The sequence below is a fragment of the Paraburkholderia sp. SIMBA_053 genome (genome assembly GCF_046534895.1).
Taxonomy (GTDB): Bacteria; Pseudomonadota; Gammaproteobacteria; order Burkholderiales; family Burkholderiaceae; genus Paraburkholderia; species Paraburkholderia caledonica.
In genome coordinates this window covers 122984-145958 of the sequence record NZ_JAWRXU010000013.1, presented here as the reverse complement: position 1 = coordinate 145958, position 22975 = coordinate 122984, and the positions used below count along the sequence as shown (strand labels likewise).

Here is a 22975-nt window from a genome sequence, read left to right as displayed (position 1 = left end):
AGCGATGAAAGCTTTGCTCGATCTATTCAAGCAAGTCCAACAACCTGAAGTTTTTGACGCGATCAAGATCGGTCTGGCCTCGCCAGACAAGATCCGTTCGTGGTCGTTCGGTGAAGTGAAAAAGCCGGAAACCATCAACTACCGGACGTTCAAGCCGGAACGCGATGGTTTGTTCTGCGCGAAAATTTTCGGGCCGATCAAAGACTACGAATGCCTTTGCGGCAAGTACAAGCGCCTGAAGCACCGTGGCGTGATCTGCGAGAAGTGCGGCGTCGAAGTGACGCTGGCGAAGGTGCGTCGCGAACGGATGGGCCACATTGAACTGGCCTCGCCGGTTGCGCACATCTGGTTCCTGAAGTCGCTGCCGTCGCGTCTGGGCATGGTGCTCGACATGACGCTGCGCGACATCGAACGCGTGCTGTACTTCGAAGCATATGTGGTGATCGATCCGGGCATGACGCCGCTGAAAGCGCGGCAGATCATGACCGAAGAGGATTACTACAACAAGGTCGAAGAATACGGTGACGAATTCCGTGCCGAAATGGGCGCGGAAGGCGTTCGCGAGCTGCTGCGCGCGATCAACATCGACGAACAGGTTGAAATGCTCCGTACCGAACTCAAGAACACGGGTTCGGAAGCGAAGATCAAGAAGTACGCGAAGCGCCTGAAGGTGCTCGAGGCTTTCCAGCGGTCGGGCATCAAGCCTGACTGGATGGTGCTCGAAGTGCTGCCGGTGCTGCCGCCGGAACTGCGTCCGCTGGTGCCGCTGGATGGCGGCCGTTTCGCGACGTCGGACCTGAACGACCTGTATCGCCGCGTGATCAACCGTAACAACCGGTTGAAGCGTCTGCTCGAACTGAAGGCGCCTGAAATCATCGTCCGCAACGAAAAGCGGATGCTGCAGGAAGCCGTCGATTCGCTGCTCGACAACGGTCGTCGCGGTAAGGCAATGACCGGCGCGAACAAGCGTCCGCTGAAGTCGCTCGCTGACATGATCAAGGGTAAAGGCGGTCGTTTCCGTCAGAACTTGCTCGGTAAGCGCGTCGACTACTCGGGCCGTTCGGTGATCGTGGTCGGCCCGACGCTCAAGCTGCATCAGTGCGGTCTGCCGAAGCTGATGGCGCTCGAACTGTTCAAGCCGTTCATCTTCAACAAGCTGGAAGTGATGGGTGTTGCGACCACCATCAAGGCTGCGAAGAAGGAAGTCGAGAACCAGACGCCGGTGGTGTGGGACATTCTCGAAGAAGTCATTCGCGAACATCCGGTCATGCTGAACCGCGCGCCTACGCTGCACCGTCTTGGCATTCAGGCTTTCGAGCCGGTGCTGATCGAAGGTAAGGCAATCCAGCTGCACCCGCTCGTTTGCGCGGCGTTCAACGCCGACTTCGACGGTGACCAGATGGCTGTTCACGTTCCGCTGTCGCTCGAAGCGCAGATGGAAGCGCGCACGCTGATGCTGGCGTCGAACAACGTGCTGTTCCCGGCTAACGGCGATCCGTCGATCGTGCCGTCGCAGGATATCGTGCTCGGTCTGTACTACGCGACCCGTGAAGCTGTGAACGCGAAGGGCGAAGGCCTGACGTTCACCGGCGTTTCGGAAGCGCTGCGTGCATACGAGAACAAGGAAGTCGAGCTCGCCTCGCGCGTCAACGTGCGGATCACCGAAATGGTCCACAACGAAGACAAGTCGGAAGGTGCCCCGGCGTTCGTGCCGAAGATCTCGCTGTACGCGACGACCGTCGGCCGTGCAATCCTGTCGGAAATTCTGCCGCCGGGCCTGCCGTTCTCGGTGCTGAACAAGCCGCTGAAGAAGAAGGAAATCTCGCGTCTGATCAACACCGCATTCCGCAAGTGCGGTCTGCGTGAAACGGTGATTTTCGCCGACCAGTTGATGCAGTCTGGTTTCCGTCTGGCCACGCGCGCTGGTATCTCGATCTGCGTCGACGACATGCTCGTGCCGCCGCAGAAGGAAACCATCGTCGGCGACGCCGCGAAGAAGGTAAAGGAATACGACCGTCAGTACATGTCGGGTCTCGTCACGTCGCAAGAGCGCTACAACAACGTCGTCGACATCTGGTCGGCAACGTCGGAAGCGGTCGGCAAGGCGATGATGGAACAGCTGTCGACGGAACCGGTGGTGGATCGCGACGGCAACGAAACGCGTCAGGAATCGTTCAACTCCATCTACATGATGGCGGACTCGGGCGCTCGTGGTTCCGCAGTTCAGATTCGTCAGCTGGCCGGTATGCGTGGCCTGATGGCGAAGCCGGACGGCTCGATCATCGAGACGCCGATTACGGCGAACTTCCGCGAAGGTTTGAACGTGTTGCAGTACTTCATCTCGACCCACGGCGCACGTAAGGGTCTGGCTGATACGGCACTGAAGACGGCAAACTCCGGTTACCTGACGCGACGTCTCGTCGACGTGACGCAGGATCTGGTGGTGGTCGAGGACGATTGCGGTACGTCCAACGGCGTGGCGATGAAGGCGTTGGTCGAAGGCGGTGAAGTCGTCGAAGCACTGCGTGACCGTATTCTCGGTCGCGTGGCGGTGGCTGACGTCGTCAATCCGGAATCGCAGGAAACGCTGTACGAAGCGGGCAGCCTGCTCGACGAAGATGCGGTCGAAGAAATCGAGCGCCTCGGCATCGACGAAGTGCGCGTGCGTACGCCGCTGACGTGCGAAACACGTTACGGTCTGTGCGCAGCTTGCTACGGCCGCGACCTGGGCCGCGGCTCGCTCGTGAATGTCGGTGAGGCAGTCGGTGTGATCGCCGCTCAGTCGATCGGTGAGCCGGGCACGCAGCTGACCATGCGTACGTTCCACATCGGTGGTGCGGCGTCGCGTGCGGCAGTGGCTTCGTCGGTTGAAGCCAAGTCGAACGGTACGGTGCGCTTCACGTCGACGATGCGTTACGTCACTAACGCGAAGGGCGAGCAGATCGTCATTTCGCGTTCGGGCGAAGCGATGATCACCGACGACCACGGTCGCGAGCGCGAACGTCACAAGGTGCCGTACGGCGCGACGCTGTTGCAGCTGGACGGCGCGCAGATCAAGGCCGGCACGCAACTGGCGACGTGGGACCCGATGACGCGTCCGATCATCACCGAGTACGGTGGTACGGTGAAGTTCGAGAACGTCGAAGAAGGCGTGACCGTTGCGAAGCAGATCGACGACGTGACGGGTCTTTCGACTCTCGTCGTGATCGACGTGAAGCGCCGCGGTTCGCAAGCTTCGAAGACGGTGCGTCCGCAAGTCAAGCTGCTCGACGCGAACGGCGAGGAAGTGAAGATCCCCAACACCGAGCACTCGGTGCAGATCGGCTTCCAGGTCGGCGCTCTGATCACCGTGAAGGACGGTCAGCAAGTGCAGGTCGGTGAAGTGCTCGCACGTATCCCGACTGAATCGCAGAAGACGCGTGACATTACCGGCGGTCTGCCGCGTGTGGCGGAACTGTTCGAAGCACGTTCGCCGAAGGACGCAGGTATCCTGGCGGAAGTCACGGGTACGACGTCGTTCGGTAAGGACACGAAGGGCAAGCAGCGTCTCGTTATCACGGACCTCGAGGGCAACCAGCACGAGTTCCTGATCGCGAAGGAAAAGCAGGTTCTGGTTCACGATGGTCAGGTCGTCAACAAGGGCGAAATGATCGTGGACGGACCGGCGGATCCGCACGACATCCTGCGTTTGCAGGGCGTCGAAGCGCTGTCGCGCTACATCGTGGACGAAGTGCAGGACGTGTACCGTCTGCAAGGCGTGAAGATCAACGACAAGCACATTGAAGTGATTGTTCGTCAGATGCTGCGCCGCGTGCAGATTACGGACAACGGCGATACGCGTTTCATCCCGGGCGAACAGGTCGAGCGGTCGGATATGCTCGACGAGAACGACCGTATGATCGCGGAAGACAAGCGTCCGGCAACGTACGAAAACGTGTTGCTCGGTATCACGAAGGCGTCGCTGTCGACCGATTCGTTCATCTCTGCGGCATCGTTCCAGGAAACGACCCGCGTGCTGACCGAAGCGGCGATTATGGGCAAGCGCGACGATCTGCGTGGCCTGAAGGAAAACGTGATCGTCGGCCGTCTGATTCCGGCCGGTACGGGTCTCGCGTTCCACAAGGCACGCAAGAGCAAGGAACTGTCCGACCGCGAGCGTTTCGATCAGATCGCAGCGGAAGAGTCGTTCGAATTCGGTACGCCGGAAACCCCGGCCGCCGAACAGCAGCACTCAGGCGAATAAGTCCCGGCGGCGTATGCCGCTTGGGGCTCTAGCCAGCGAAGCCGCTCAGTTTCGACTGAGCGGCTTTTTTTTGCGCCGCTTTTTTACGCGTTCTTGTCCATTCGCAGGCCAGATGGCTAACGTTGTTGCAAAGCGCGGGCGCAGCGCGAATGCGTTGGTAAAATTCGTGTCACCCGCTTTACGCTGCTTCTCTCAAATTCATGTCCCGTCCGCTCGAAATCCTCAACGAAGTTTTTGGTTACCCCGCGTTCAGAGGACAGCAAGGCGAAATTGTCGAACACGTCGCCGGCGGCGGCGATTGTCTCGTGCTGATGCCAACGGGCGGCGGGAAATCGCTGTGTTATCAGATCCCGTCGCTGGTGCGCCGCGAAGGCGGCTTCGGCACGGGTATCGTGGTCTCGCCGTTGATTGCGCTGATGCAGGATCAGGTGGCCGCGCTCACGGAAGTCGGCGTGCGCGCCGCTTACCTGAACTCCACGCTTTCGAGCGCCGAGGCAATGGCCACCGAGCGTGCGCTGCGTGACGGCGACATCGATCTGCTCTACGTCGCGCCCGAACGTTTGATGACGCCGCGATTCCAGGAGTTGCTGGAGCGCACCCGCATTGGACTTTTCGCCATCGACGAAGCGCATTGCGTCTCGCAATGGGGGCACGATTTCCGGCCTGAATATATCCAGCTCTCGGTGCTGCACGAGCGCTTCCCGAATGTGCCGCGCATTGCGCTGACCGCGACCGCGGACGCCATCACGCGAGACGAAATCATTCACCGTCTCGCGCTCGACGACGCGCGCATTTTCGTCTCGAGTTTCGACCGGCCCAATATCCGTTATCGGATTGTCGAAAAGGACAACGCGCGAACGCAGTTGCTCGACTTTATTCGCGCCGAACACACGCGGGCGGACGGTACGACCGACGCAGGGGTGGTCTATTGCCTGTCGAGGCGCAAAGTCGAAGAGACGGCCGAGTGGCTCAAAGAAAAGGGTATGCGCGCGTTGCCGTATCACGCGGGCATGGAATTCGAGACGCGCCAAAAGCACCAGGAGATGTTTCAGCGCGAGGAAGGCATTGTGATGTGCGCGACGATCGCGTTCGGCATGGGCATCGACAAGCCGGACGTGCGGTTCGTCGCGCACTTGGATTTGCCGAAGAGTGTCGAAGGGTATTACCAGGAAACCGGCCGCGCGGGCCGCGATGGCATGCCGGCCAATGCATGGATGGCCTACGGTCTAGGCGACGTCGTCCAGCAGCGCAAGATGATCGACGAGTCTGATGCGGACGACGCACACAAGCGCGTCCAGACAGGCAAGCTGGATGCGCTTCTTGGTTTGTGCGAAGCGGCGACGTGCCGGCGGGTGCGCCTTCTCGCGTATTTCGGCGAATCCAGCAAACCTTGCGGTAATTGCGACAACTGCCTTGAGCCGCCTGCTACGTGGGACGCGACGCGCGAGTCGCAGATGGCGCTGTCGTGCGTGTTTCGCGCGCAGCGGGCGAGCGGTTTTCACTTCGGCGCGGGCCATCTCATCGACATTCTGCGGGGCAATCGCAGCGAGAAGATCCTGCAGCGCGGGCACGAGAAACTGACCACATTCGGCATTGGCGCGGCACTCGGCGAACCGGAGTGGCGCGCGGTGTTTCGCCAGTTGGTGGCGTTCGGTTATCTGACTGTCGATCACGAAGGATTCGGCTCGCTCGTTCTCACCGAGGCCAGCAAGCCCGTTTTAAAGGGCGAGCAAAATGTCACGATGCGCCGTTATGTGAAGCCCACGCGTACTCGCCAGTCGTCTGGCCGAACCAGCGAACGAGCGGATCCGACGATCGGCATGGGACCGCGGGAGCGCGCGCGCTGGGATCGGCTGCGCGCATGGCGCACGGAAACCGCGAAGAGCGACGGCGTACCCGCCTACGTGATTTTCCACGACGCAACGCTTGCGGAGATCGCTCGAAACGGTCCCGATTCCATTGAGGATCTGCGCGGCATTCCGGGCATGGGCGCGCGCAAGCTCGATCGTTTCGGGGACGAACTGCTTGAAGTCGTTGCCGCTGATTAACCGGAGCGCCGTCGTCGGCCAACGTGCGCAGGTCTGCGAAACATTGCAACCTGTTGACTCGCTTAGCCTTTTCGGAATATTATGCTAGGTTCCGGTCTTTGGGATGCTCGCGCGCGGACTCCGTCCACGTACTTGCAGTCGAAGCCGGAAGTTCGATGCGCAATCGTTTCTGCTTTGCCCGGAAACAGATGCGTCGATTTTGTTCAATTTCAGGAATAGACAATGCCAACCATCAATCAACTGGTTCGCAAAGGCCGCGCGTCGGAAACGACGAAGAGCAAGAGCCCGGCCTTGCAGGACTGCCCCCAGCGTCGCGGCGTGTGCACCCGTGTGTACACCACGACGCCGAAGAAGCCGAACTCGGCACTGCGTAAAGTTGCTAAGGTGCGCCTCACGAACGGTTTCGAAGTCATTTCGTACATCGGTGGTGAAGGCCACAACCTGCAGGAACACTCGGTCGTGCTGATTCGCGGCGGCCGTGTGAAGGACTTGCCGGGTGTGCGTTACCACATGGTTCGCGGCTCGCTGGATACCCAGGGCGTCAAGGATCGTAAGCAGGCTCGCTCGAAGTACGGTGCGAAGCGTGCCAAGGCCGGCAAGTAATCATCAGCCGGTCCGTAGTTCAGGTCGCCTGCAAAGGCGGTAATAGCGGTGGTGCCGGAATCGCCGGCGCTGTCGAGTAAGTGGTCACCCGACCAGGCTGGTAAGTCGTTAGAGATGAATCGGGTTAGTTGGTGGCCGCGGGGCTAAAACAGCTCCAACTGAAAAGTTAAAGGAAGAAACATGCCGCGTCGTCGCGAAGTCCCCAAGCGGGAAGTGTTGCCGGATCCGAAATTCGGTAACGTTGATGTAGCTAAGTTCATGAACGTGCTGATGCTCTCCGGCAAGAAGTCGGTTGCTGAGCGCATTGTGTACGGCGCTTTCGAACAGATCCAGACCAAGGGTGGCAAGGACCCGCTGGAAGTGTTCACGGTAGCGCTCAACAACGTCAAGCCGGTGGTCGAAGTCAAGAGCCGCCGCGTTGGTGGTGCGAACTATCAGGTTCCGGTCGAAGTGCGCCCGTCGCGTCGTATGGCATTGGCGATGCGTTGGCTGCGTGAAGCCGCAAAGAAGCGCAGCGAGAAGTCGATGGCTCTGCGTCTGGCAGGTGAACTTTCCGAAGCGGCCGAAGGCCGTGGCGGCGCAATGAAGAAGCGCGACGAAGTTCACCGGATGGCAGAAGCCAACAAGGCGTTCTCGCATTTCCGTTTCTAAGCTTCCCGAATCCGGGTTAGCAGACAAAAACGGAAAGAAATTCCGGGCGGGTGCGCTTACAAAGCGCCTCGCCCGTTTGTGTTACAGCGCGATGGGTATTTTCTCGCATCGCGTCATCCCCATAGAGGATCAAAGTGGCTCGCAAGACACCTATCGAGCGCTACCGTAACATCGGTATTAGCGCTCACATCGACGCCGGCAAAACGACGACGACCGAGCGCATCCTGTTCTATACCGGCGTGAACCACAAGATTGGTGAAGTTCACGACGGCGCTGCCACCATGGACTGGATGGAGCAGGAGCAGGAACGCGGCATCACGATTACGTCGGCTGCTACGACGGCGTTCTGGAAAGGCATGGCCGGCGACCGCGCTGAGCACCGCATCAACATCATCGACACCCCGGGCCACGTCGACTTCACGATTGAAGTTGAGCGCTCCATGCGCGTGCTCGACGGCGCGTGCATGGTGTACTGCGCTGTGGGCGGCGTGCAGCCCCAGTCGGAAACCGTGTGGCGTCAGGCTAACAAGTACAAGGTTCCGCGTCTCGCGTTCATCAACAAGATGGACCGTACCGGCGCGAACTTCTTCAAGGTTTACGACCAGCTGAAGCTGCGTCTGAAGGCAAACCCGGTTCCGGTCGTGGTGCCTATCGGCGCGGAAGAAAACTTCACGGGTGTCGTCGACCTGATGAAGATGAAAGCGATCATTTGGGACGACGCGTCCCAAGGCACCAAGTTCTCGTACGAAGAAATTCCGGCCGAGCTCGCCGACACGTGCAATGAATGGCGTGAAAAGATGGTCGAAGCAGCGGCTGAATCGAGCGAAGATCTGATGAACAAGTACCTCGAGTCGGGCGAGCTGACGGAAGAGGAAATCATCAAGGGTCTGCGCGACCGTACGATCGCTTGCGAAATCCAGCCGATGCTGTGCGGCACCGCGTTCAAGAACAAGGGCGTGCAACGCATGCTGGACGCCGTGCTCGATTTCCTGCCGTCGCCGATCGACATCCCGCCGGTCACCGGCGAGCTGGAAAACGGTGAGCAAGGCGAGCGCCGCGCTGCCGACGACGAAAAGTTCTCGGCTCTGGCATTCAAGATCATGACCGACCCGTTCGTCGGCCAGTTGATCTTCTTCCGCGTGTACTCGGGCGTCGTCAATTCGGGCGACACCGTGCTGAACGCGACGAAAGACAAGAAGGAACGTCTGGGTCGTATTCTGCAGATGCACGCGAACCAGCGCGAGGAAATCAAGGAAGTTCGCGCGGGTGACATCGCAGCTGCGGTTGGCCTGAAAGACGCGACGACCGGCGACACGCTGTGCGATCCGCAAAGCCCGATCGTGCTCGAGCGCATGATTTTCCCGGAGCCGGTGATTTCGCAGGCTGTTGAGCCGAAGACGAAGCCCGACCAGGAAAAAATGGGTCTGGCGCTGAACCGTCTGGCACAGGAAGATCCGTCGTTCCGCGTTCAAACGGACGAAGAATCGGGCCAAACGATTATTTCGGGCATGGGCGAGCTTCACCTCGAAATTCTCGTCGATCGTATGAAGCGCGAATTCGGCGTGGAAGCGACCGTCGGCAAGCCGCAGGTTGCTTACCGTGAAACGATTCGTGGCAAGGCAGAAGACGTTGACGGCAAGTTCGTCAAGCAGTCGGGTGGTCGCGGCCAGTACGGTCACGCGGTCATCACGCTCGAGCCGAACGAGCAAGGCAAGGGTTACGAGTTCCTCGACGAGATCAAGGGCGGTGTGATTCCGCGCGAATACATCCCGGCGGTGGACAAGGGTATCCAGGAAACGCTGAAGGCAGGCGTGCTGGCGGGCTTCCCGGTTGTCGACGTCAAGGTTCACCTGACGTTCGGTTCGTACCACGACGTTGACTCGAACGAAAATGCGTTCCGCATGGCCGGCTCGATGGCGTTCAAGGAAGCAATGCGCAAGGCTCAACCGGTCATCCTCGAACCGATGATGGCTGTGGAAGTCGAAACGCCGGAAGACTACATGGGCAACGTGATGGGCGACCTGTCCGGCCGTCGCGGTATCGTTCAGGGTATGGACGATATGGTTGGCGGTGGCAAGATTGTTCGTGCCGAAGTGCCGCTGTCCGAAATGTTCGGCTACTCGACGTCGCTGCGTTCGCTGACCCAGGGTCGCGCAACGTATACGATGGAGTTCAAGCACTACTCCGAAGCACCGCGTAACGTGTCGGAAGCGATCATCAACGCGAAGTCGAAGTAATTGCGCGGCAAGTCATTCAACGATTAACTTTTTGAAAGAAGAGAAACATGGCTAAAGGTAAATTCGAACGGACCAAGCCGCACGTGAACGTCGGCACGATCGGTCACGTTGACCACGGCAAGACCACGCTGACGGCAGCGATCACGACGGTTCTGACGCAGAAGTTCGGCGGCGAAGCGAAGGCATACGACCAGATCGATGCGGCGCCGGAAGAAAAGGCACGTGGTATCACGATCAACACGGCGCACGTCGAGTACGAAACGGCTAACCGCCACTACGCACACGTTGACTGCCCGGGCCACGCTGACTATGTGAAGAACATGATCACGGGCGCCGCGCAGATGGACGGCGCGATCCTGGTGTGCTCGGCCGCTGACGGCCCGATGCCGCAAACGCGTGAGCACATCCTGCTGGCGCGTCAGGTTGGCGTTCCGTACATCATCGTGTTCCTGAACAAGTGCGACATGGTGGACGACGCTGAGCTGCTGGAGCTGGTCGAGATGGAAGTGCGCGAGCTTCTGTCGAAGTACGACTTCCCGGGCGACGACACGCCGATCATCAAGGGTTCGGCCAAGCTGGCGCTGGAAGGCGACAAGGGCGAGCTGGGCGAAGTGGCGATCATGAATCTGGCCGACGCGCTGGACACGTACATCCCGACGCCGGAGCGCGCAGTGGACGGCGCATTCCTGATGCCGGTGGAAGACGTGTTCTCGATCTCGGGTCGCGGCACGGTGGTGACGGGTCGCGTGGAGCGTGGCGTCGTGAAGGTCGGCGAGGAAATCGAAATCGTCGGTATCAAGCCGACGGTGAAGACGACCTGCACGGGCGTGGAAATGTTCCGCAAGCTGCTCGACCAGGGTCAGGCGGGCGACAACGTCGGTATCCTGCTGCGCGGCACGAAGCGCGAAGACGTGGAGCGTGGCCAGGTGCTGGCCAAGCCGGGTTCGATCAACCCGCACACGCACTTCACGGCTGAGGTGTACGTGCTGAGCAAGGACGAAGGCGGCCGTCACACGCCGTTCTTCAACAACTATCGTCCGCAGTTCTACTTCCGTACGACGGACGTGACGGGCTCGATCGAGTTGCCGAAGGACAAGGAAATGGTCATGCCGGGCGACAACGTGTCGATCACGGTGAAGCTGATCAACCCGATCGCGATGGAAGAAGGTCTGCGCTTCGCTATCCGCGAAGGCGGCCGTACCGTCGGCGCCGGTGTCGTTGCCAAGATTCTCGAGTAAAATCGCGGATTGACGTATTTGCTGTAAGTGGTGCCCGGAGCCGGGCGCCGGCCCTCAGCGGGCGCCCGGCTCTACGTTCTTTTACTGTCTGGCGGCGCAATACCGCCTCGCTCTTTTCCAAGGAATTGTCATGCAGAACCAGAAAATCCGCATTCGCCTGAAGGCTTTCGACTATCGCCTGATCGACCAATCGGCTGCTGAAATCGTCGACACGGCAAAGCGGACTGGCGCAATCGTTCGTGGTCCGGTGCCCCTGCCGACCCGCATTCAACGCTTCGACATCCTGCGTTCGCCGCACGTCAACAAGACGTCGCGCGATCAGCTCGAAATCCGCACGCACCAGCGCCTGATGGACATCGTCGATCCGACGGACAAGACCGTCGACGCACTGATGAAGCTGGACTTGCCGGCTGGCGTGGACGTCGAAATCAAGCTGCAATAAGGGCTTCGAGCGTTGCTCAGCGTCGCTGACAACGCTAAGTCTTTGATTGCTTGCAGAAAACGAAAAGCCTCGCTATAATGCAAGGCTTTTCGCGCATTTGCGCAAAAAAGTCGGTGTGCTGCAGCATGAATTCATGCCCGAAACGGCACCGGCATTTTGTAAATTAGCCCCGACCAATCGCAGTCGGGAATGGAGAAAACGATGAGCCTTGGACTCGTAGGTCGCAAGGTTGGCATGACCCGTATCTTCACGGCAGAAGGGGATTCGATTCCCGTTACCGTGCTGGACGTGTCCGACAACCGCGTGACGCAGATCAAGACTGTTGAAACCGACGGCTACACGGCCGTGCAGGTTGCATTCGGTACGCGCCGTGCATCGCGTGTGACGAAGCCGTTGGCCGGTCATCTCGCCAAAGCCGGTGTTCAAGCCGGTGAAATCCTCAAAGAATTCCAGATCGACGCCGCTAAGGCTGCCGAGTTGTCGAACGGCACCGTAGTTGGTCCTGACCTGTTCGAAGTAGGCCAGAAGGTCGACGTGCAAGGCGTGTCGATTGGTAAGGGCTACGCCGGTACCATCAAGCGTTACAACTTCGCGTCCGGCCGTGCATCGCACGGTAACTCGCGCTCGCACAACGTGCCGGGTTCGATCGGTATGGCGCAGGATCCGGGTCGTGTTTTCCCGGGTAAGCGCATGACCGGTCACATGGGTGACGACACGGTAACGGTGCAAAACCTCGAAATCGCTCGTATCGACGCTGACCGCAAGCTGTTGCTGGTCAAGGGCGCCGTTCCGGGTGCGAAGGGTGGCAAGGTATTCGTTACGCCGGCCGTGAAGACGCGTGCCGTGAAAGGAGCGAAATAATGGAACTTAAGCTCCTGAATGCCAATGGTCAGGAAGGTGCAGGCGTTAGCGCGTCGGACGTCGTGTTCGGCCGCGATTACAACGAAGCCCTGATTCACCAGGTGGTGGTTGCGTATCAAGCGAATGCCCGCAGCGGCAACCGCGCGCAGAAGGATCGTGAGCAAGTTAAGCACACGACCAAGAAGCCGTGGCGTCAGAAGGGTACGGGCCGCGCCCGTGCCGGTATGTCGTCGAGCCCGTTGTGGCGCGGCGGTGGCCGGATCTTCCCGAATTCGCCGGAAGAAAACTTTTCGCACAAGGTTAACAAGAAGATGCATCGCGCAGGTCTCTGCTCGATCTTCTCGCAGCTGGCCCGCGAAGGCCGTATCTCGGTTGTCGACGAGCTGACGCTCGAAGCTCCGAAGACCAAGCTGCTGGCCGAAAAATTCAAGGCGATGGGTCTCGACTCCGTGCTGGTGATTACCGACACGGTTGACGAAAACCTGTACCTCGCGTCGCGCAACCTCGCCCATGTGGCGGTTGTCGAGCCGCGTTACGCCGACCCGCTGTCGCTGATCTACTTCAAGAAGATCCTGATCACGAAGGCTGCGGTCGCCCAGATCGAGGAGTTGCTGTCATGAGCGAGATTCGCAAAAACGATCATCGTTTGATGCAGGTCCTGCTCGCGCCGGTGATCTCCGAAAAGGCGACGCTGGTGGCCGACAAGAACGAGCAAGTCGTGTTCGAAGTCGCGCCCGATGCCACGAAGCAGGAAGTGAAAGCTGCAGTCGAGCTGCTGTTCAAGGTGGAAGTCAATTCCGTCAACGTGCTGGTCTCGAAGGGTAAAGCCAAGCGCTTTGGCCGCTTCATGGGCAAGCGCAAAGACGTGAAGAAGGCATACGTCTGCCTGAAGCCCGGCCAGGAAATCAACTTTGAAGCGGAGGCCAAGTAATCATGGCAATCGTTAAAGTTAAGCCGACTTCGCCGGGTCGCCGCGCGATGGTCAAGGTGGTCAACAAGGATCTGTACAAGGGCAAGCCGTTTGCACCGCTGCTCGACTCGCAATCCTCGACCGCCGGCCGTAACAACAATGGCCACATCACTACGCGTCACAAGGGTGGTGGTCACAAGCATCATTACCGTGTCGTCGATTTCCGTCGCAACAAGGACGGCATCGCAGCGAAGGTCGAACGTCTCGAATACGATCCGAACCGTAGCGCGAACATCGCGCTGGTTCTGTATGCGGACGGCGAGCGTCGTTACATCATCGCTCCGAAGGGTATCACCGTCGGTCAGCAGCTGATGTCCGGTTCGGAAGCGCCGATTCGCGCAGGCAACACGCTGCCGATCCGCAACATTCCGGTCGGTACGACGATTCACTGCATCGAAATGCTGCCGGGCAAGGGCGCGCAAATGGCGCGTTCGGCTGGCACGTCGGCGATGTTGCTGGCTCGTGAAGGCATCTACGCACAGGTCCGCCTGCGCTCGGGTGAAATCCGCCGCGTCCACGTTGAGTGCCGCGCGACGATTGGTGAAGTTGGCAACGAAGAGCATAGCCTCCGTCAAATCGGTAAGGCTGGCGCAAACCGCTGGCGCGGTATCCGCCCGACGGTGCGTGGCGTTGCAATGAACCCGGTCGATCACCCGCACGGTGGTGGTGAAGGCAAGACGGCTGCAGGTCGCGATCCGGTGAGCCCGTGGGGCACGCCTGCTAAGGGTTATCGCACCCGCAGCAACAAGCGCACGACGAGCATGATCGTCCAGCGCCGTCACAAGCGTTAAGGAGTAGGCAATGGCACGTTCTGTAAAAAAAGGTCCGTTCTGCGACGCCCATTTGCTGAAGAAAGTTGAGGCGGCAGCAGCTTCGCGGGATAAGAAGCCGATCAAAACCTGGTCGCGTCGCTCGACGATCCTCCCGGATTTCATCGGTCTGACGATCGCCGTTCATAACGGCCGTCAACACGTTCCGGTGTACATCTCGGAAAACATGGTCGGCCACAAGCTTGGCGAGTTCGCACTGACCCGTACGTTCAAGGGTCACGCAGCCGACAAGAAGGCTAAGAAATAAGGGGCTCAAGATGGAAGTGAAAGCAATTCATCGCGGTGCCCGCATCTCGGCGCAGAAAACGCGCCTTGTGGCTGACCAGATCCGCGGTTTGCCGGTCGACAAGGCGCTGAACGTTCTGACGTTCTCGCCGAAGAAGGCTGCGGGAATCGTGAAAAAGGTCGTGCTGTCGGCGATCGCGAATGCGGAGCATAACGAAGGCGCCGATATCGATGAGCTCAAGATCACGAGCATTTACATCGACAAGGCTGCGTCGCTCAAGCGTTTTACCGCGCGCGCTAAAGGCCGCGGTAACCGCATCGAGAAGCAATCCTGTCACATCACTGTGACGGTCGGGAATTAAGGGGTCATACGATGGGACAGAAAATTCATCCGACTGGCTTCCGTTTGGCCGTCAGCCGCAATTGGGCGTCGCGTTGGTACGCGAACAACAACAATTTCGCGGCGATGTTGCAGGAAGACATCGGTGTTCGTGAATACCTGAAGAAGAAGCTGAAGAACGCTTCGGTTGGTCGCGTCGTTATCGAGCGCCCGGCGAAAAACGCGCGCATCACGATTTATAGCTCGCGTCCGGGTGTGGTCATCGGTAAGAAGGGCGAGGATATCGAGCTGCTGAAGTCGGAACTGCAACGCCGCATGGGCGTTCCGGTCCACGTCAACATCGAGGAAATCCGCAAGCCGGAAACCGATGCGCAACTGATCGCCGACTCGATCACGCAACAGCTCGAGCGCCGGATCATGTTCCGCCGCGCGATGAAGCGTGCGATGCAGAACGCGATGCGTCTGGGTGCTCAAGGCATCAAGATCATGAGCGCTGGTCGTCTGAACGGTATCGAAATCGCTCGTACGGAATGGTATCGCGAAGGCCGCGTTCCGCTTCATACGCTGCGCGCAGATATCGACTATGCGACTTCGGAAGCGAAGACGACGTACGGCATCATCGGCGTGAAGGTGTGGGTCTACAAGGGCGATACGCTCGGCCGCAACGACGCACCGGTGGTTGAAGAAGTCGCCGAAGAAAAGCGTCCGCGTCGCAACGCACGTCCGGGTGGCGATCGCCGTCCGCGTCGCGATGGTGAAGGTGGTGGCCCGGCAGGTGCACGCCGTGGCGCTCCTCGTCGTGCTGGCGGTGCCGGCGGCGACGGGAAGACTGGAGAATAACGATGCTGCAACCGAAACGCAGAAAGTATCGCAAAGAGCAGAAAGGTCGTAACACCGGTGTCGCTACCCGCGGTAACGCGGTGTCGTTCGGTGAATTCGGCCTAAAGGCTATCGGTCGTGGTCGTTTGACCGCGCGCCAGATTGAAGCGGCACGTCGTGCAATGACGCGTCACATCAAGCGTGGTGGCCGCATCTGGATCCGCATCTTCCCGGACAAGCCGATCTCGCACAAGCCGGCTGAAGTACGTATGGGTAACGGTAAAGGTAACCCTGAGTACTACGTCGCAGAGATTCAACCGGGCAAGATGCTGTACGAAATGGACGGCGTAACCGAAGAGCTGGCACGCGAAGCGTTCCGTCTGGCTGCAGCTAAGCTGCCGCTGAAGACGACCTTCATCGTGCGTCAGCTCGGCGCCTAAGGAGCAAATGATGAAGGCTTCCGAACTTCACCAGAAAGATCAGGCCGCGCTCAACAAGGAGCTGTCGGACCTGCTGAAGGCGCAATTCGGCCTGCGCATGCAACTCGCGACCCAGCAGCTCACGAACACGAGCCAGCTGAAGAAGGTTCGTCGCGACATCGCACGTGTGCGGACCGTCCTGACTGAGAAGGCGAACCAGAAATGAACGATAGCGTAAAAACCTCGCTCAAGCGGACGCTGGTCGGCAAGGTCGTCAGCAACAAGATGGACAAGACGGTCACCGTGCTGGTTGAGCACCGCGTGAAGCACCCGATCTACGGCAAGTATGTTGTGCGCTCGAAGAAGTACCACGCGCACGACGACGCGAACACGTACAACGAGGGTGACCTCGTTGAAATCCAGGAAACTCGTCCGATTTCGAAGACGAAGGCTTGGGTTGTGGCTCGCCTGGTCGAGGCTGCTCGCGTCATCTGACGCCGCTGAGTAGTAGAAGTTGTTGAAATCGCAGTAGATTTCGCTTGCAAGACCGAGATTATTTGTTATAATCTCGGTCTTCCCTCTTTATGGGAGCCCCGTCGCGGGCGAAGTTGGTGGGGGAAGCGGTTCAGGCGCCAGTCTGTCCCGAAGGATTCACCGGATTGCGATGGCGGGTTTCGTTTGCCGTCGCTGCTGTTCTAACCCAAGCAGCCGATTGGCTGACGGGACCAAGACTGACCGGGTACGCCATGGTGGTGTGACCGGATTAAGTTGGGAAAGATAAACCATGATCCAGACCGAAACTCGGCTTGAAGTGGCCGACAACACGGGTGCGCGTGAAGTCATGTGCATCAAGGTGCTCGGCGGCTCGAAGCGTCGTTATGCCAGCATTGGCGACATCATCAAGGTGACCGTCAAAGAAGCAACGCCGCGCGGGCGCGTGAAGAAAGGCGAAATTTATAACGCCGTGGTGGTTCGCACCGCCAAGGGCGTGCGCCGTCAAGACGGCTCGCTGATCAAGTTCGATGGCAACGCCGCAGTGTTGTTGAATGCCAAGCTCGAACCTATTGGCACCCGTATTTTCGGGCCTGTCACGCGCGAGTTGCGCAGCGAACGATTCATGAAGATCGTTTCGTTGGCACCTGAAGTGCTGTAAGGAGTCGCGATGAACAAGATTCGCAAAGGTGACGAAGTTATCGTCATCACCGGCAAAGATAAAGGCAAGCGCGGCGTCGTGCTGTCCGTTGGCGAAGGCAAGGTGACTGTCGAGGGTATCAACCTCGTCAAGAAACACGTCAAGCCGAACCCGATGAAGGGTACGACGGGTGGTGTGGAAGCCAAGACGATGCCGCTGCAAATTTCGAACGTCGCATTGGTCGACGCGAATGGCAAGGCGTCGCGTGTAGGCATCAAGGTCGAAGGAGACAAGAAGGTCCGTTTCCTTAAGACGACTGGTGCCGAGCTGAGCGCCTGACGCTGCGGAGTAAAAAAATGGCTCGTTTGCAAGAGTTTTACAAAGAAAAGGTTGTACCCGGCCTCATCGAGAAGTTCGGTTACAAGTCCGTGATGGAAGTGCCGCGCATCACCAAGATCACCCTGAACATGGGCCTTGGCGAAGCGGTTGCTGACAAGAAGATCATCGAAAACGCCGTTGGCGACCTGACGAAGATCGCAGGCCAAAAGCCGGTGATCACGAAGGCGCGCAAGGCAATCGCTGGCTTCAAGATCCGTCAGGGATACCCGATCGGTGCAATGGTCACGTTGCGTGGTCAGGCAATGTACGAATTTCTGGACCGTTTCGTGACGGTTGCGCTCCCCCGTGTGCGTGACTTCCGTGGCGTGTCCGGTCGTGCGTTCGACGGTCGCGGCAACTACAACATCGGTGTGAAAGAGCAGATCATTTTCCCCGAAATCGACTACGACAAGATCGACGCACTGCGTGGGCTGAACATCAGCATCACGACGACTGCGAAGACCGACGACGAAGCAAAGGCTCTGCTCGCCAGCTTCAAGTTCCCGTTCAGAAACTGAGGTTACCGTGGCTAAACTGGCACTGATCGAACGTGAAAAGAAGCGTGCTCGCCTCGCCGCTAAGTACGCGCCCAAGCGTGCAGAGTTGAAGGCGATCATTGGCGATATGAGCAAGTCGGACGAAGAGCATTACGCAGCACGTCTGGAACTGCAACAACTGCCGCGCAACTCTAACCCGACCCGTAAGCGCAATCGTTGCGCAATTACCGGTCGTCCGCGCGGTACGTTCCGTAAATTCGGGCTGGCGCGTAACAAGATTCGCGAAATCGCGTTCCGCGGCGAGATCCCTGGCCTGACCAAGGCGAGCTGGTAATAGGAGAAACGTAAATGAGCATGAGTGATCCTATCGCCGATATGCTGACTCGCATCCGCAACGCGCAGATGGTTGAGAAAGTCTCGGTGACTATGCCCTCGTCGAAAGTCAAGGTTGCGATTGCGCAGGTCCTGAAGGACGAAGGCTATATCGATGATTTCGCAGTGAAGTCCGAAGGTGCGAAGTCTGAATTGAACATCGTGTTGAAGTACTACGCTGGCCGTCCGGTGATCGAGCGCATTGAGCGCGTCTCGAAGCCTGGTCTGCGTGTGTACCGCGGCCGTAACGACATCCCCGTGGTCATGAATGGCCTCGGCGTGGCAATCGTGTCGACGCCGAAGGGCGTGATGACGGACCGCAAGGCGCGCGCAACGGGCGTTGGCGGCGAAGTCATCTGCTACGTCGCTTAAGGCCGAAAGGAGAGAAACATGTCTCGAGTAGGTAAAAGCCCGATCGCGCTACAAGGCGCAGAAGTGGCCCTGAGCGACGATCGCATTACCGTCAAGGGCCCGCTGGGTACGATTACGCAGGCGGCTAACCGCCTCGTGAAAGTGGTGAACGACAACGGCATTCTGAAGATCGAGCCGGTGGACGAAAGCCGCGAAGCGAATGCGATGTCGGGCACGATGCGCGCACTGGTGGCGAACATGGTGAACGGCGTGACGAAGGGTTTCGAGCGCAAGCTGACGCTGGTTGGCGTCGGTTACCGCGCACAAGCGCAAGGCGACAAGCTGAACCTGTCGCTGGGTTTCTCGCACCCCGTGGTGCACCAGATGCCGGAAGGCGTCAAGGCTGAAACCCCGTCGCAAACCGAAATCGTGATCAAGGGGATCGACAAGCAGAAAGTTGGCCAAGTCGCGGCAGAAGTGCGCGGCTATCGTCCGCCGGAGCCCTATAAGGGCAAGGGTGTGCGCTACGCCAACGAGGTCGTGATCCTCAAAGAAACGAAGAAGAAGTAAGGGTGCGCAATCATGGATAAGACTCAATCTCGCCTGCGCCGCGCTCGTCAGACGCGTATCAAGATCGCTGAGCTGCAGGTCGCGCGTCTCGCCGTGCATCGCACGAATACGCACATCTATGCGCAAGTGTTCTCGCCGTGCGGCACCAAGGTGCTCGCCAGCGCGTCGACGCTCGAGGCCGAAGTGCGTGCGCAACTGGCTGATCAAACGGGCAAGGGCGGCAACGTCGCTGCTGCCACGCTGATCGGCAAGCGCATCGCAGAAAAGGCTAAGGCTGCCGGCATCGAATCCGTCGCCTTCGACCGTTCGGGTTTCCGTTACCACGGCCGCGTGAAAGCGCTGGCTGATGCGGCGCGCGAAGCCGGACTCAAGTTCTAAGGGAAGAATTCGTCATGGCAAAGATGCAAGCGAAAGTTCAGGCTGACGAACGCGACGACGGCCTGCGTGAAAAGATGATTTCGGTCAACCGCGTGACCAAGGTCGTGAAGGGTGGCCGTATTCTCGGTTTCGCCGCACTGACTGTGGTCGGCGACGGTGATGGCCGCGTCGGTATGGGCAAGGGCAAGGCGAAGGAAGTGCCTGTCGCTGTCCAGAAGGCGATGGAACAAGCCCGCCGCAACATGTTCAAGGTGCCGCTGAAGAACGGTACCCTGCAACACGAAGTGCACGGCAAGCACGGCGCATCGATGGTCCTCCTCGCTCCGGCGAAGGACGGTACCGGTGTGATCGCTGGCGGTCCGATGCGCGCAGTGTTCGACGTGATGGGCGTGCAGAACGTTGTGGCCAAGAGCCACGGTTCGACGAACCCGTATAACCTCGTTCGTGCAACGCTCGACGGTCTGCGCAAGCAGTCCACGCCGGGCGACATCGCGGCGAAGCGCGGCAAGTCCGTCGAAGATATTCTGGGCTAAGGTGGACACCATGTCTGATAAAACTGTCAAGGTCCAGCTCGTCAAGAGCCTGATCGGCACCCGCGAAACGCACCGTGCAACGGTGCGTGGCCTCGGTCTGCGCCGACTCAACTCGGTTAGCGAATTGCAGGACACGCCGGCCGTGCGCGGCATGATCAACAAGGTTTCGTACCTCGTTAAGGTCATCAGCTAAGCGGCTGACCGGGACTCAAGGAGTTGATAATGGAATTGAATAACCTGAAGCCGGCTGAAGGCGCGAAGCACGCAAAGCGTCGCGTTGGTCGCGGCATCGGCTCTGGCCTGGGCAAGACCGCCGGCCGTGGTCACAAAGGTCAGAAGTCGCGTTCGGGCGGCTTTCACAAGGTTGGCTTCGAAGGCGGTCAAATGCCGCTGCAACGTCGCCTGCCGAAGCGTGGCTTCACCTCGCTGACGAAGGAATTCGTTGGTGAAGTGCGTCTCTCCGATCTGGAAAAGCTGCCGGTCGACGAAATCGACCTGTTGGCTCTGAAGCAAGCCGGTTTGGTTGGCGAGCTGATCAAGAGCGCCAAGATCATCGCGACGGGCGAGCTCAAGCGCAAGATCGTTGTGAAGGGTCTGGGTGCGACGAAGGGTGCGCGCGCTGCTATTGAAGCAGCCGGCGGCTCCTTTGCCGAGTAACGCGCAAGTTATTTGCCGTCACTAGCATTTGCATCGGAGAAGGTACTTGGCTAACAGCCCGAGTCTCGCAAAACCCGGTCGCAGCGCGGCGAAGTTTGGCGATCTGCGTCGGCGGGCAGTGTTTCTGCTGCTGGCGCTGATCGTCTACCGTATCGGCGCGCACATTCCGGTGCCGGGTATCGACCCGGACCAGCTGGCAAAGTTGTTCCAGAGCCAGTCGGGCGGCATCCTTGGCATGTTCAACATGTTTTCGGGTGGCGCACTTTCGCGGTTCACGATTTTCGCGCTTGGGATCATGCCGTACATCTCGGCGTCGATCATCATGCAGTTGCTGGCGATTGTCTCGCCGCAGCTGGAAGCGCTGAAAAAGGAAGGGCAGGCGGGGCAGCGGAAGATCACGCAGTACACGCGGATCTTCACGGTCTTGCTGGCGACGTTCCAGGCATTCGGCATCGCCGTGGCATTGGAAAATCAGCCGGCTCTCGTGATCGATCCGGGAATGGTGTTTCGGCTGACGACGGTCGTGACGCTGGTAACGGGCACGATGTTCCTGATGTGGCTCGGTGAGCAGATTACGGAGCGCGGACTCGGCAACGGTATCTCGATCATTATTTTCGGCGGTATTGCAGCGGGTTTCCCGAATGCAATCGGTGGTCTCTTTGAACTGGTCCGAACCGGCTCGATGAGTATCATCTCGGCGATTATTGTCGTTGCGTTGATTGCTGCTGTGACGTATCTGGTGGTGTTCATCGAACGCGGCCAGCGCAAGATCCTTGTGAACTACGCGAAGCGGCAAGTCGGTAACAAGATTTACGGCGGTCAATCCTCGCATTTGCCGCTGAAGTTGAACATGTCGGGCGTGATTCCGCCGATCTTTGCATCGTCGATCATTCTCTTCCCGGCAACCATCCTGAACTGGTTTAGTTCGGGGTCGCGTACCGGCTGGTTCGCAGACACGCTGCATAATGTGGCCGAAGCCCTCAAGCCCGGCCAACCCGTGTACGTGTTGCTGTACGCGTTGGCGATCGTATTCTTCTGCTTTTTCTACACCGCTCTGGTGTTCAACAGCAGGGAGACGGCCGACAACCTGAAGAAGAGTGGCGCATTCGTTCCTGGCATCCGCCCGGGCGATCAAACGGCGCGATATATCGACCGCATCCTGACGCGTCTGACGCTGGCCGGTGCGATCTACATCGTGTTTGTTTGTCTGCTGCCCGAGTTCTTGGTGCTGCGCTGGAACGTGCCGTTTTATTTTGGTGGAACGTCGCTGCTGATCATTGTCGTCGTCACAATGGATTTCATGGCGCAGGTGCAGTCGTACGTTATGTCGCAACAGTATGAATCGCTGCTGAAGAAAGCTAATTTCAAAGGCGGCGGCGTCCCGATGCGTTGAAAGGACTTATGGCCAAAGACGATGTTATCCAGATGCAGGGTGAAGTCATCGAAAACCTGCCTAACGCTACCTTCAGGGTGAAGCTGGAAAACGGCCATGTCGTATTGGGACATATATCCGGGAAGATGCGGATGCACTACATCCGAATCTTGCCGGGCGACAAGGTGACGGTTGAATTGACGCCTTACGATCTGTCGCGTGCGCGGATCGTGTTCCGGGCGAAGTGATTTGAAAAAAGGGTAATATCATGAAAGTGATGGCATCGGTTAAGCGCATTTGCCGCAATTGCAAGATCATCAAGCGCAAAGGCGTTGTGCGCGTGATTTGCAGCTCTGATCCGCGCCACAAACAGCGTCAAGGCTGAACGCCGCGCTTTTGCTTGCGCTTTTTGTTTGAGGAAAAACAATGGCTCGTATCGCAGGGGTTAACATCCCGAATCACCAGCATACTGAAATCGGCCTGACGGCTATTTACGGTATCGGCCGCACGCGCTCGCGCGACATTTGCGTCGCTGCTGGTGTGGCATTTTCGAAGAAGGTCAAAGACCTGAACGACGCAGACCTCGAAAAGCTGCGTGAAGAAGTCGGCAAGTTCATCGTTGAAGGCGATCTGCGCCGTGAAACGACGATGAACATTAAGCGCCTGATGGATCTCGGCTGCTACCGTGGCGTTCGGCATCGTAAGGGCTTGCCCCTGCGCGGCCAGCGTACGCGTACGAATGCCCGTACGCGCAAGGGTCCGCGTCGTGCAGCGCAATCGCTGAAGAAGTAAGCGGAACTGACAGTTAC

The 22975-nt window shown here is 58.9% G+C and carries 31 protein-coding genes; all 31 read left to right on the top strand.

The genetic code is table 11. The features are described 5' to 3' along the window. Window positions 1–4 precede the first annotated feature (4 nt). The 31 genes from rpoC to rpsM all read left to right on the top strand — a co-directional run bounded on the left by rpoC (window position 5) and on the right by rpsM (window position 22958). Window positions 5–4243, top strand: coding sequence for a DNA-directed RNA polymerase subunit beta' (gene rpoC, locus SB753_RS28500; RefSeq protein WP_020071565.1), 4239 nt, complete (start codon window positions 5–7; stop codon window positions 4241–4243). A gap of 200 nt (window positions 4244–4443) precedes the next feature. Next, on the top strand, window positions 4444–6291 hold the full coding sequence (gene recQ, locus SB753_RS28495; protein ID WP_410803016.1) for a DNA helicase RecQ: 1848 nt from the start codon (window positions 4444–4446) through the stop codon (window positions 6289–6291). 222 nt (window positions 6292–6513) lie between these two features. Beyond that, window positions 6514–6894, top strand: coding sequence for a 30S ribosomal protein S12 (gene rpsL, locus SB753_RS28490; RefSeq protein ID WP_006998493.1), 381 nt, complete (start codon window positions 6514–6516; stop codon window positions 6892–6894). A gap of 180 nt (window positions 6895–7074) precedes the next feature. Continuing rightward, complete coding sequence (gene rpsG / locus SB753_RS28485) at window positions 7075–7545, top strand: 30S ribosomal protein S7 (RefSeq protein ID WP_006053291.1); 471 nt, start codon at window positions 7075–7077, stop codon at window positions 7543–7545. Window positions 7546–7679: 134 nt separating this feature from the next. Continuing rightward, window positions 7680–9782, top strand: a complete 2103-nt coding sequence (gene fusA, locus SB753_RS28480; RefSeq protein WP_020071567.1) for an elongation factor G — start codon at window positions 7680–7682, stop codon at window positions 9780–9782. A gap of 47 nt (window positions 9783–9829) precedes the next feature. Continuing rightward, window positions 9830–11020, top strand: a complete 1191-nt coding sequence (gene tuf / locus SB753_RS28475; protein WP_012434572.1) for an elongation factor Tu — start codon at window positions 9830–9832, stop codon at window positions 11018–11020. Between the two features lie 130 nt (window positions 11021–11150). Then, on the top strand, window positions 11151–11462 hold the full coding sequence (gene rpsJ, locus SB753_RS28470) for a 30S ribosomal protein S10 (protein ID WP_006998489.1): 312 nt from the start codon (window positions 11151–11153) through the stop codon (window positions 11460–11462). 201 nt (window positions 11463–11663) lie between these two features. Next, entirely contained in the window at window positions 11664–12323 is a 660-nt protein-coding gene (gene rplC, locus SB753_RS28465; RefSeq protein WP_007180137.1) for a 50S ribosomal protein L3, read from the top strand. Next, the gene (gene rplD, locus SB753_RS28460) at window positions 12323–12943 is read left to right on the top strand and encodes a 50S ribosomal protein L4 (protein WP_007180136.1); all 621 of its coding nucleotides are present in this window, start codon (window positions 12323–12325) and stop codon (window positions 12941–12943) included. The genes rplC and rplD overlap by 1 nt, the downstream gene beginning before the upstream one ends. Further along, on the top strand, window positions 12940–13254 hold the full coding sequence (rplW, locus tag SB753_RS28455; RefSeq protein WP_007180135.1) for a 50S ribosomal protein L23: 315 nt from the start codon (window positions 12940–12942) through the stop codon (window positions 13252–13254). Before rplD ends, rplW begins: the two co-directional genes overlap by 4 nt. Before the next feature lie 2 nt (window positions 13255–13256). Further along, the gene (gene rplB, locus SB753_RS28450) at window positions 13257–14084 is read left to right on the top strand and encodes a 50S ribosomal protein L2 (protein ID WP_020070581.1); all 828 of its coding nucleotides are present in this window, start codon (window positions 13257–13259) and stop codon (window positions 14082–14084) included. 10 nt (window positions 14085–14094) lie between these two features. Beyond that, window positions 14095–14370 (top strand): 30S ribosomal protein S19, encoded by a 276-nt coding sequence (gene rpsS, locus SB753_RS28445; protein ID WP_004199273.1) that lies wholly within the window; start codon window positions 14095–14097, stop codon window positions 14368–14370. Between the two features lie 10 nt (window positions 14371–14380). Continuing rightward, a complete protein-coding gene (gene rplV / locus SB753_RS28440) occupies window positions 14381–14710 on the top strand; it encodes a 50S ribosomal protein L22 (RefSeq protein ID WP_011490054.1) in 330 nt (109 codons plus the stop codon). 11 nt (window positions 14711–14721) lie between these two features. Beyond that, a complete protein-coding gene (gene rpsC / locus SB753_RS28435; protein ID WP_020070582.1) occupies window positions 14722–15528 on the top strand; it encodes a 30S ribosomal protein S3 in 807 nt (268 codons plus the stop codon). Window positions 15529–15530: 2 nt separating this feature from the next. Then, on the top strand, window positions 15531–15947 hold the full coding sequence (gene rplP, locus SB753_RS28430; protein WP_013340739.1) for a 50S ribosomal protein L16: 417 nt from the start codon (window positions 15531–15533) through the stop codon (window positions 15945–15947). 10 nt (window positions 15948–15957) lie between these two features. Continuing rightward, window positions 15958–16152, top strand: coding sequence for a 50S ribosomal protein L29 (gene rpmC, locus SB753_RS28425; protein ID WP_007180130.1), 195 nt, complete (start codon window positions 15958–15960; stop codon window positions 16150–16152). Then, the gene (rpsQ, locus tag SB753_RS28420) at window positions 16149–16421 is read left to right on the top strand and encodes a 30S ribosomal protein S17 (RefSeq protein WP_007180129.1); all 273 of its coding nucleotides are present in this window, start codon (window positions 16149–16151) and stop codon (window positions 16419–16421) included. Before rpmC ends, rpsQ begins: the two co-directional genes overlap by 4 nt. A 289-nt stretch (window positions 16422–16710) precedes the next feature. After that, complete coding sequence (rplN, locus tag SB753_RS28415; protein ID WP_006052212.1) at window positions 16711–17079, top strand: 50S ribosomal protein L14; 369 nt, start codon at window positions 16711–16713, stop codon at window positions 17077–17079. A 9-nt stretch (window positions 17080–17088) separates the two neighbouring features. Further along, window positions 17089–17397: a 50S ribosomal protein L24 gene (gene rplX, locus SB753_RS28410; protein WP_020070584.1), complete on the top strand. Its 309-nt coding sequence runs from the start codon at window positions 17089–17091 to the stop codon at window positions 17395–17397. 17 nt (window positions 17398–17414) lie between these two features. After that, entirely contained in the window at window positions 17415–17954 is a 540-nt protein-coding gene (gene rplE / locus SB753_RS28405) for a 50S ribosomal protein L5 (protein WP_006052214.1), read from the top strand. 7 nt (window positions 17955–17961) lie between these two features. Continuing rightward, on the top strand, window positions 17962–18267 hold the full coding sequence (rpsN, locus tag SB753_RS28400) for a 30S ribosomal protein S14 (protein WP_006052215.1): 306 nt from the start codon (window positions 17962–17964) through the stop codon (window positions 18265–18267). A gap of 14 nt (window positions 18268–18281) precedes the next feature. After that, window positions 18282–18677 carry a 30S ribosomal protein S8 gene (rpsH, locus tag SB753_RS28395; protein ID WP_006052216.1) on the top strand — a complete coding sequence of 132 codons (396 nt, stop codon included), beginning with the start codon at window positions 18282–18284 and terminating at the stop codon, window positions 18675–18677. Between the two features lie 18 nt (window positions 18678–18695). After that, on the top strand, window positions 18696–19226 hold the full coding sequence (gene rplF, locus SB753_RS28390) for a 50S ribosomal protein L6 (RefSeq protein ID WP_006052217.1): 531 nt from the start codon (window positions 18696–18698) through the stop codon (window positions 19224–19226). A 12-nt stretch (window positions 19227–19238) separates the two neighbouring features. After that, window positions 19239–19604 carry a 50S ribosomal protein L18 gene (rplR, locus tag SB753_RS28385; protein ID WP_006052218.1) on the top strand — a complete coding sequence of 122 codons (366 nt, stop codon included), beginning with the start codon at window positions 19239–19241 and terminating at the stop codon, window positions 19602–19604. 14 nt (window positions 19605–19618) lie between these two features. Then, window positions 19619–20137: a 30S ribosomal protein S5 gene (gene rpsE / locus SB753_RS28380; protein WP_006052219.1), complete on the top strand. Its 519-nt coding sequence runs from the start codon at window positions 19619–19621 to the stop codon at window positions 20135–20137. Between the two features lie 10 nt (window positions 20138–20147). Then, a complete protein-coding gene (gene rpmD / locus SB753_RS28375) occupies window positions 20148–20330 on the top strand; it encodes a 50S ribosomal protein L30 (RefSeq protein ID WP_007180126.1) in 183 nt (60 codons plus the stop codon). A 29-nt stretch (window positions 20331–20359) separates the two neighbouring features. Continuing rightward, on the top strand, window positions 20360–20794 hold the full coding sequence (gene rplO, locus SB753_RS28370; RefSeq protein ID WP_020070585.1) for a 50S ribosomal protein L15: 435 nt from the start codon (window positions 20360–20362) through the stop codon (window positions 20792–20794). Between the two features lie 46 nt (window positions 20795–20840). Continuing rightward, on the top strand, window positions 20841–22187 hold the full coding sequence (gene secY, locus SB753_RS28365) for a preprotein translocase subunit SecY (RefSeq protein WP_025601778.1): 1347 nt from the start codon (window positions 20841–20843) through the stop codon (window positions 22185–22187). Window positions 22188–22195: 8 nt separating this feature from the next. Beyond that, entirely contained in the window at window positions 22196–22414 is a 219-nt protein-coding gene (infA, locus tag SB753_RS28360) for a translation initiation factor IF-1 (RefSeq protein WP_004521905.1), read from the top strand. 20 nt (window positions 22415–22434) lie between these two features. Next, complete coding sequence (rpmJ, locus tag SB753_RS28355; RefSeq protein ID WP_004199844.1) at window positions 22435–22551, top strand: 50S ribosomal protein L36; 117 nt, start codon at window positions 22435–22437, stop codon at window positions 22549–22551. Window positions 22552–22592: 41 nt separating this feature from the next. Further along, entirely contained in the window at window positions 22593–22958 is a 366-nt protein-coding gene (gene rpsM / locus SB753_RS28350; RefSeq protein WP_006052223.1) for a 30S ribosomal protein S13, read from the top strand. Window positions 22959–22975 lie beyond the last annotated feature (17 nt).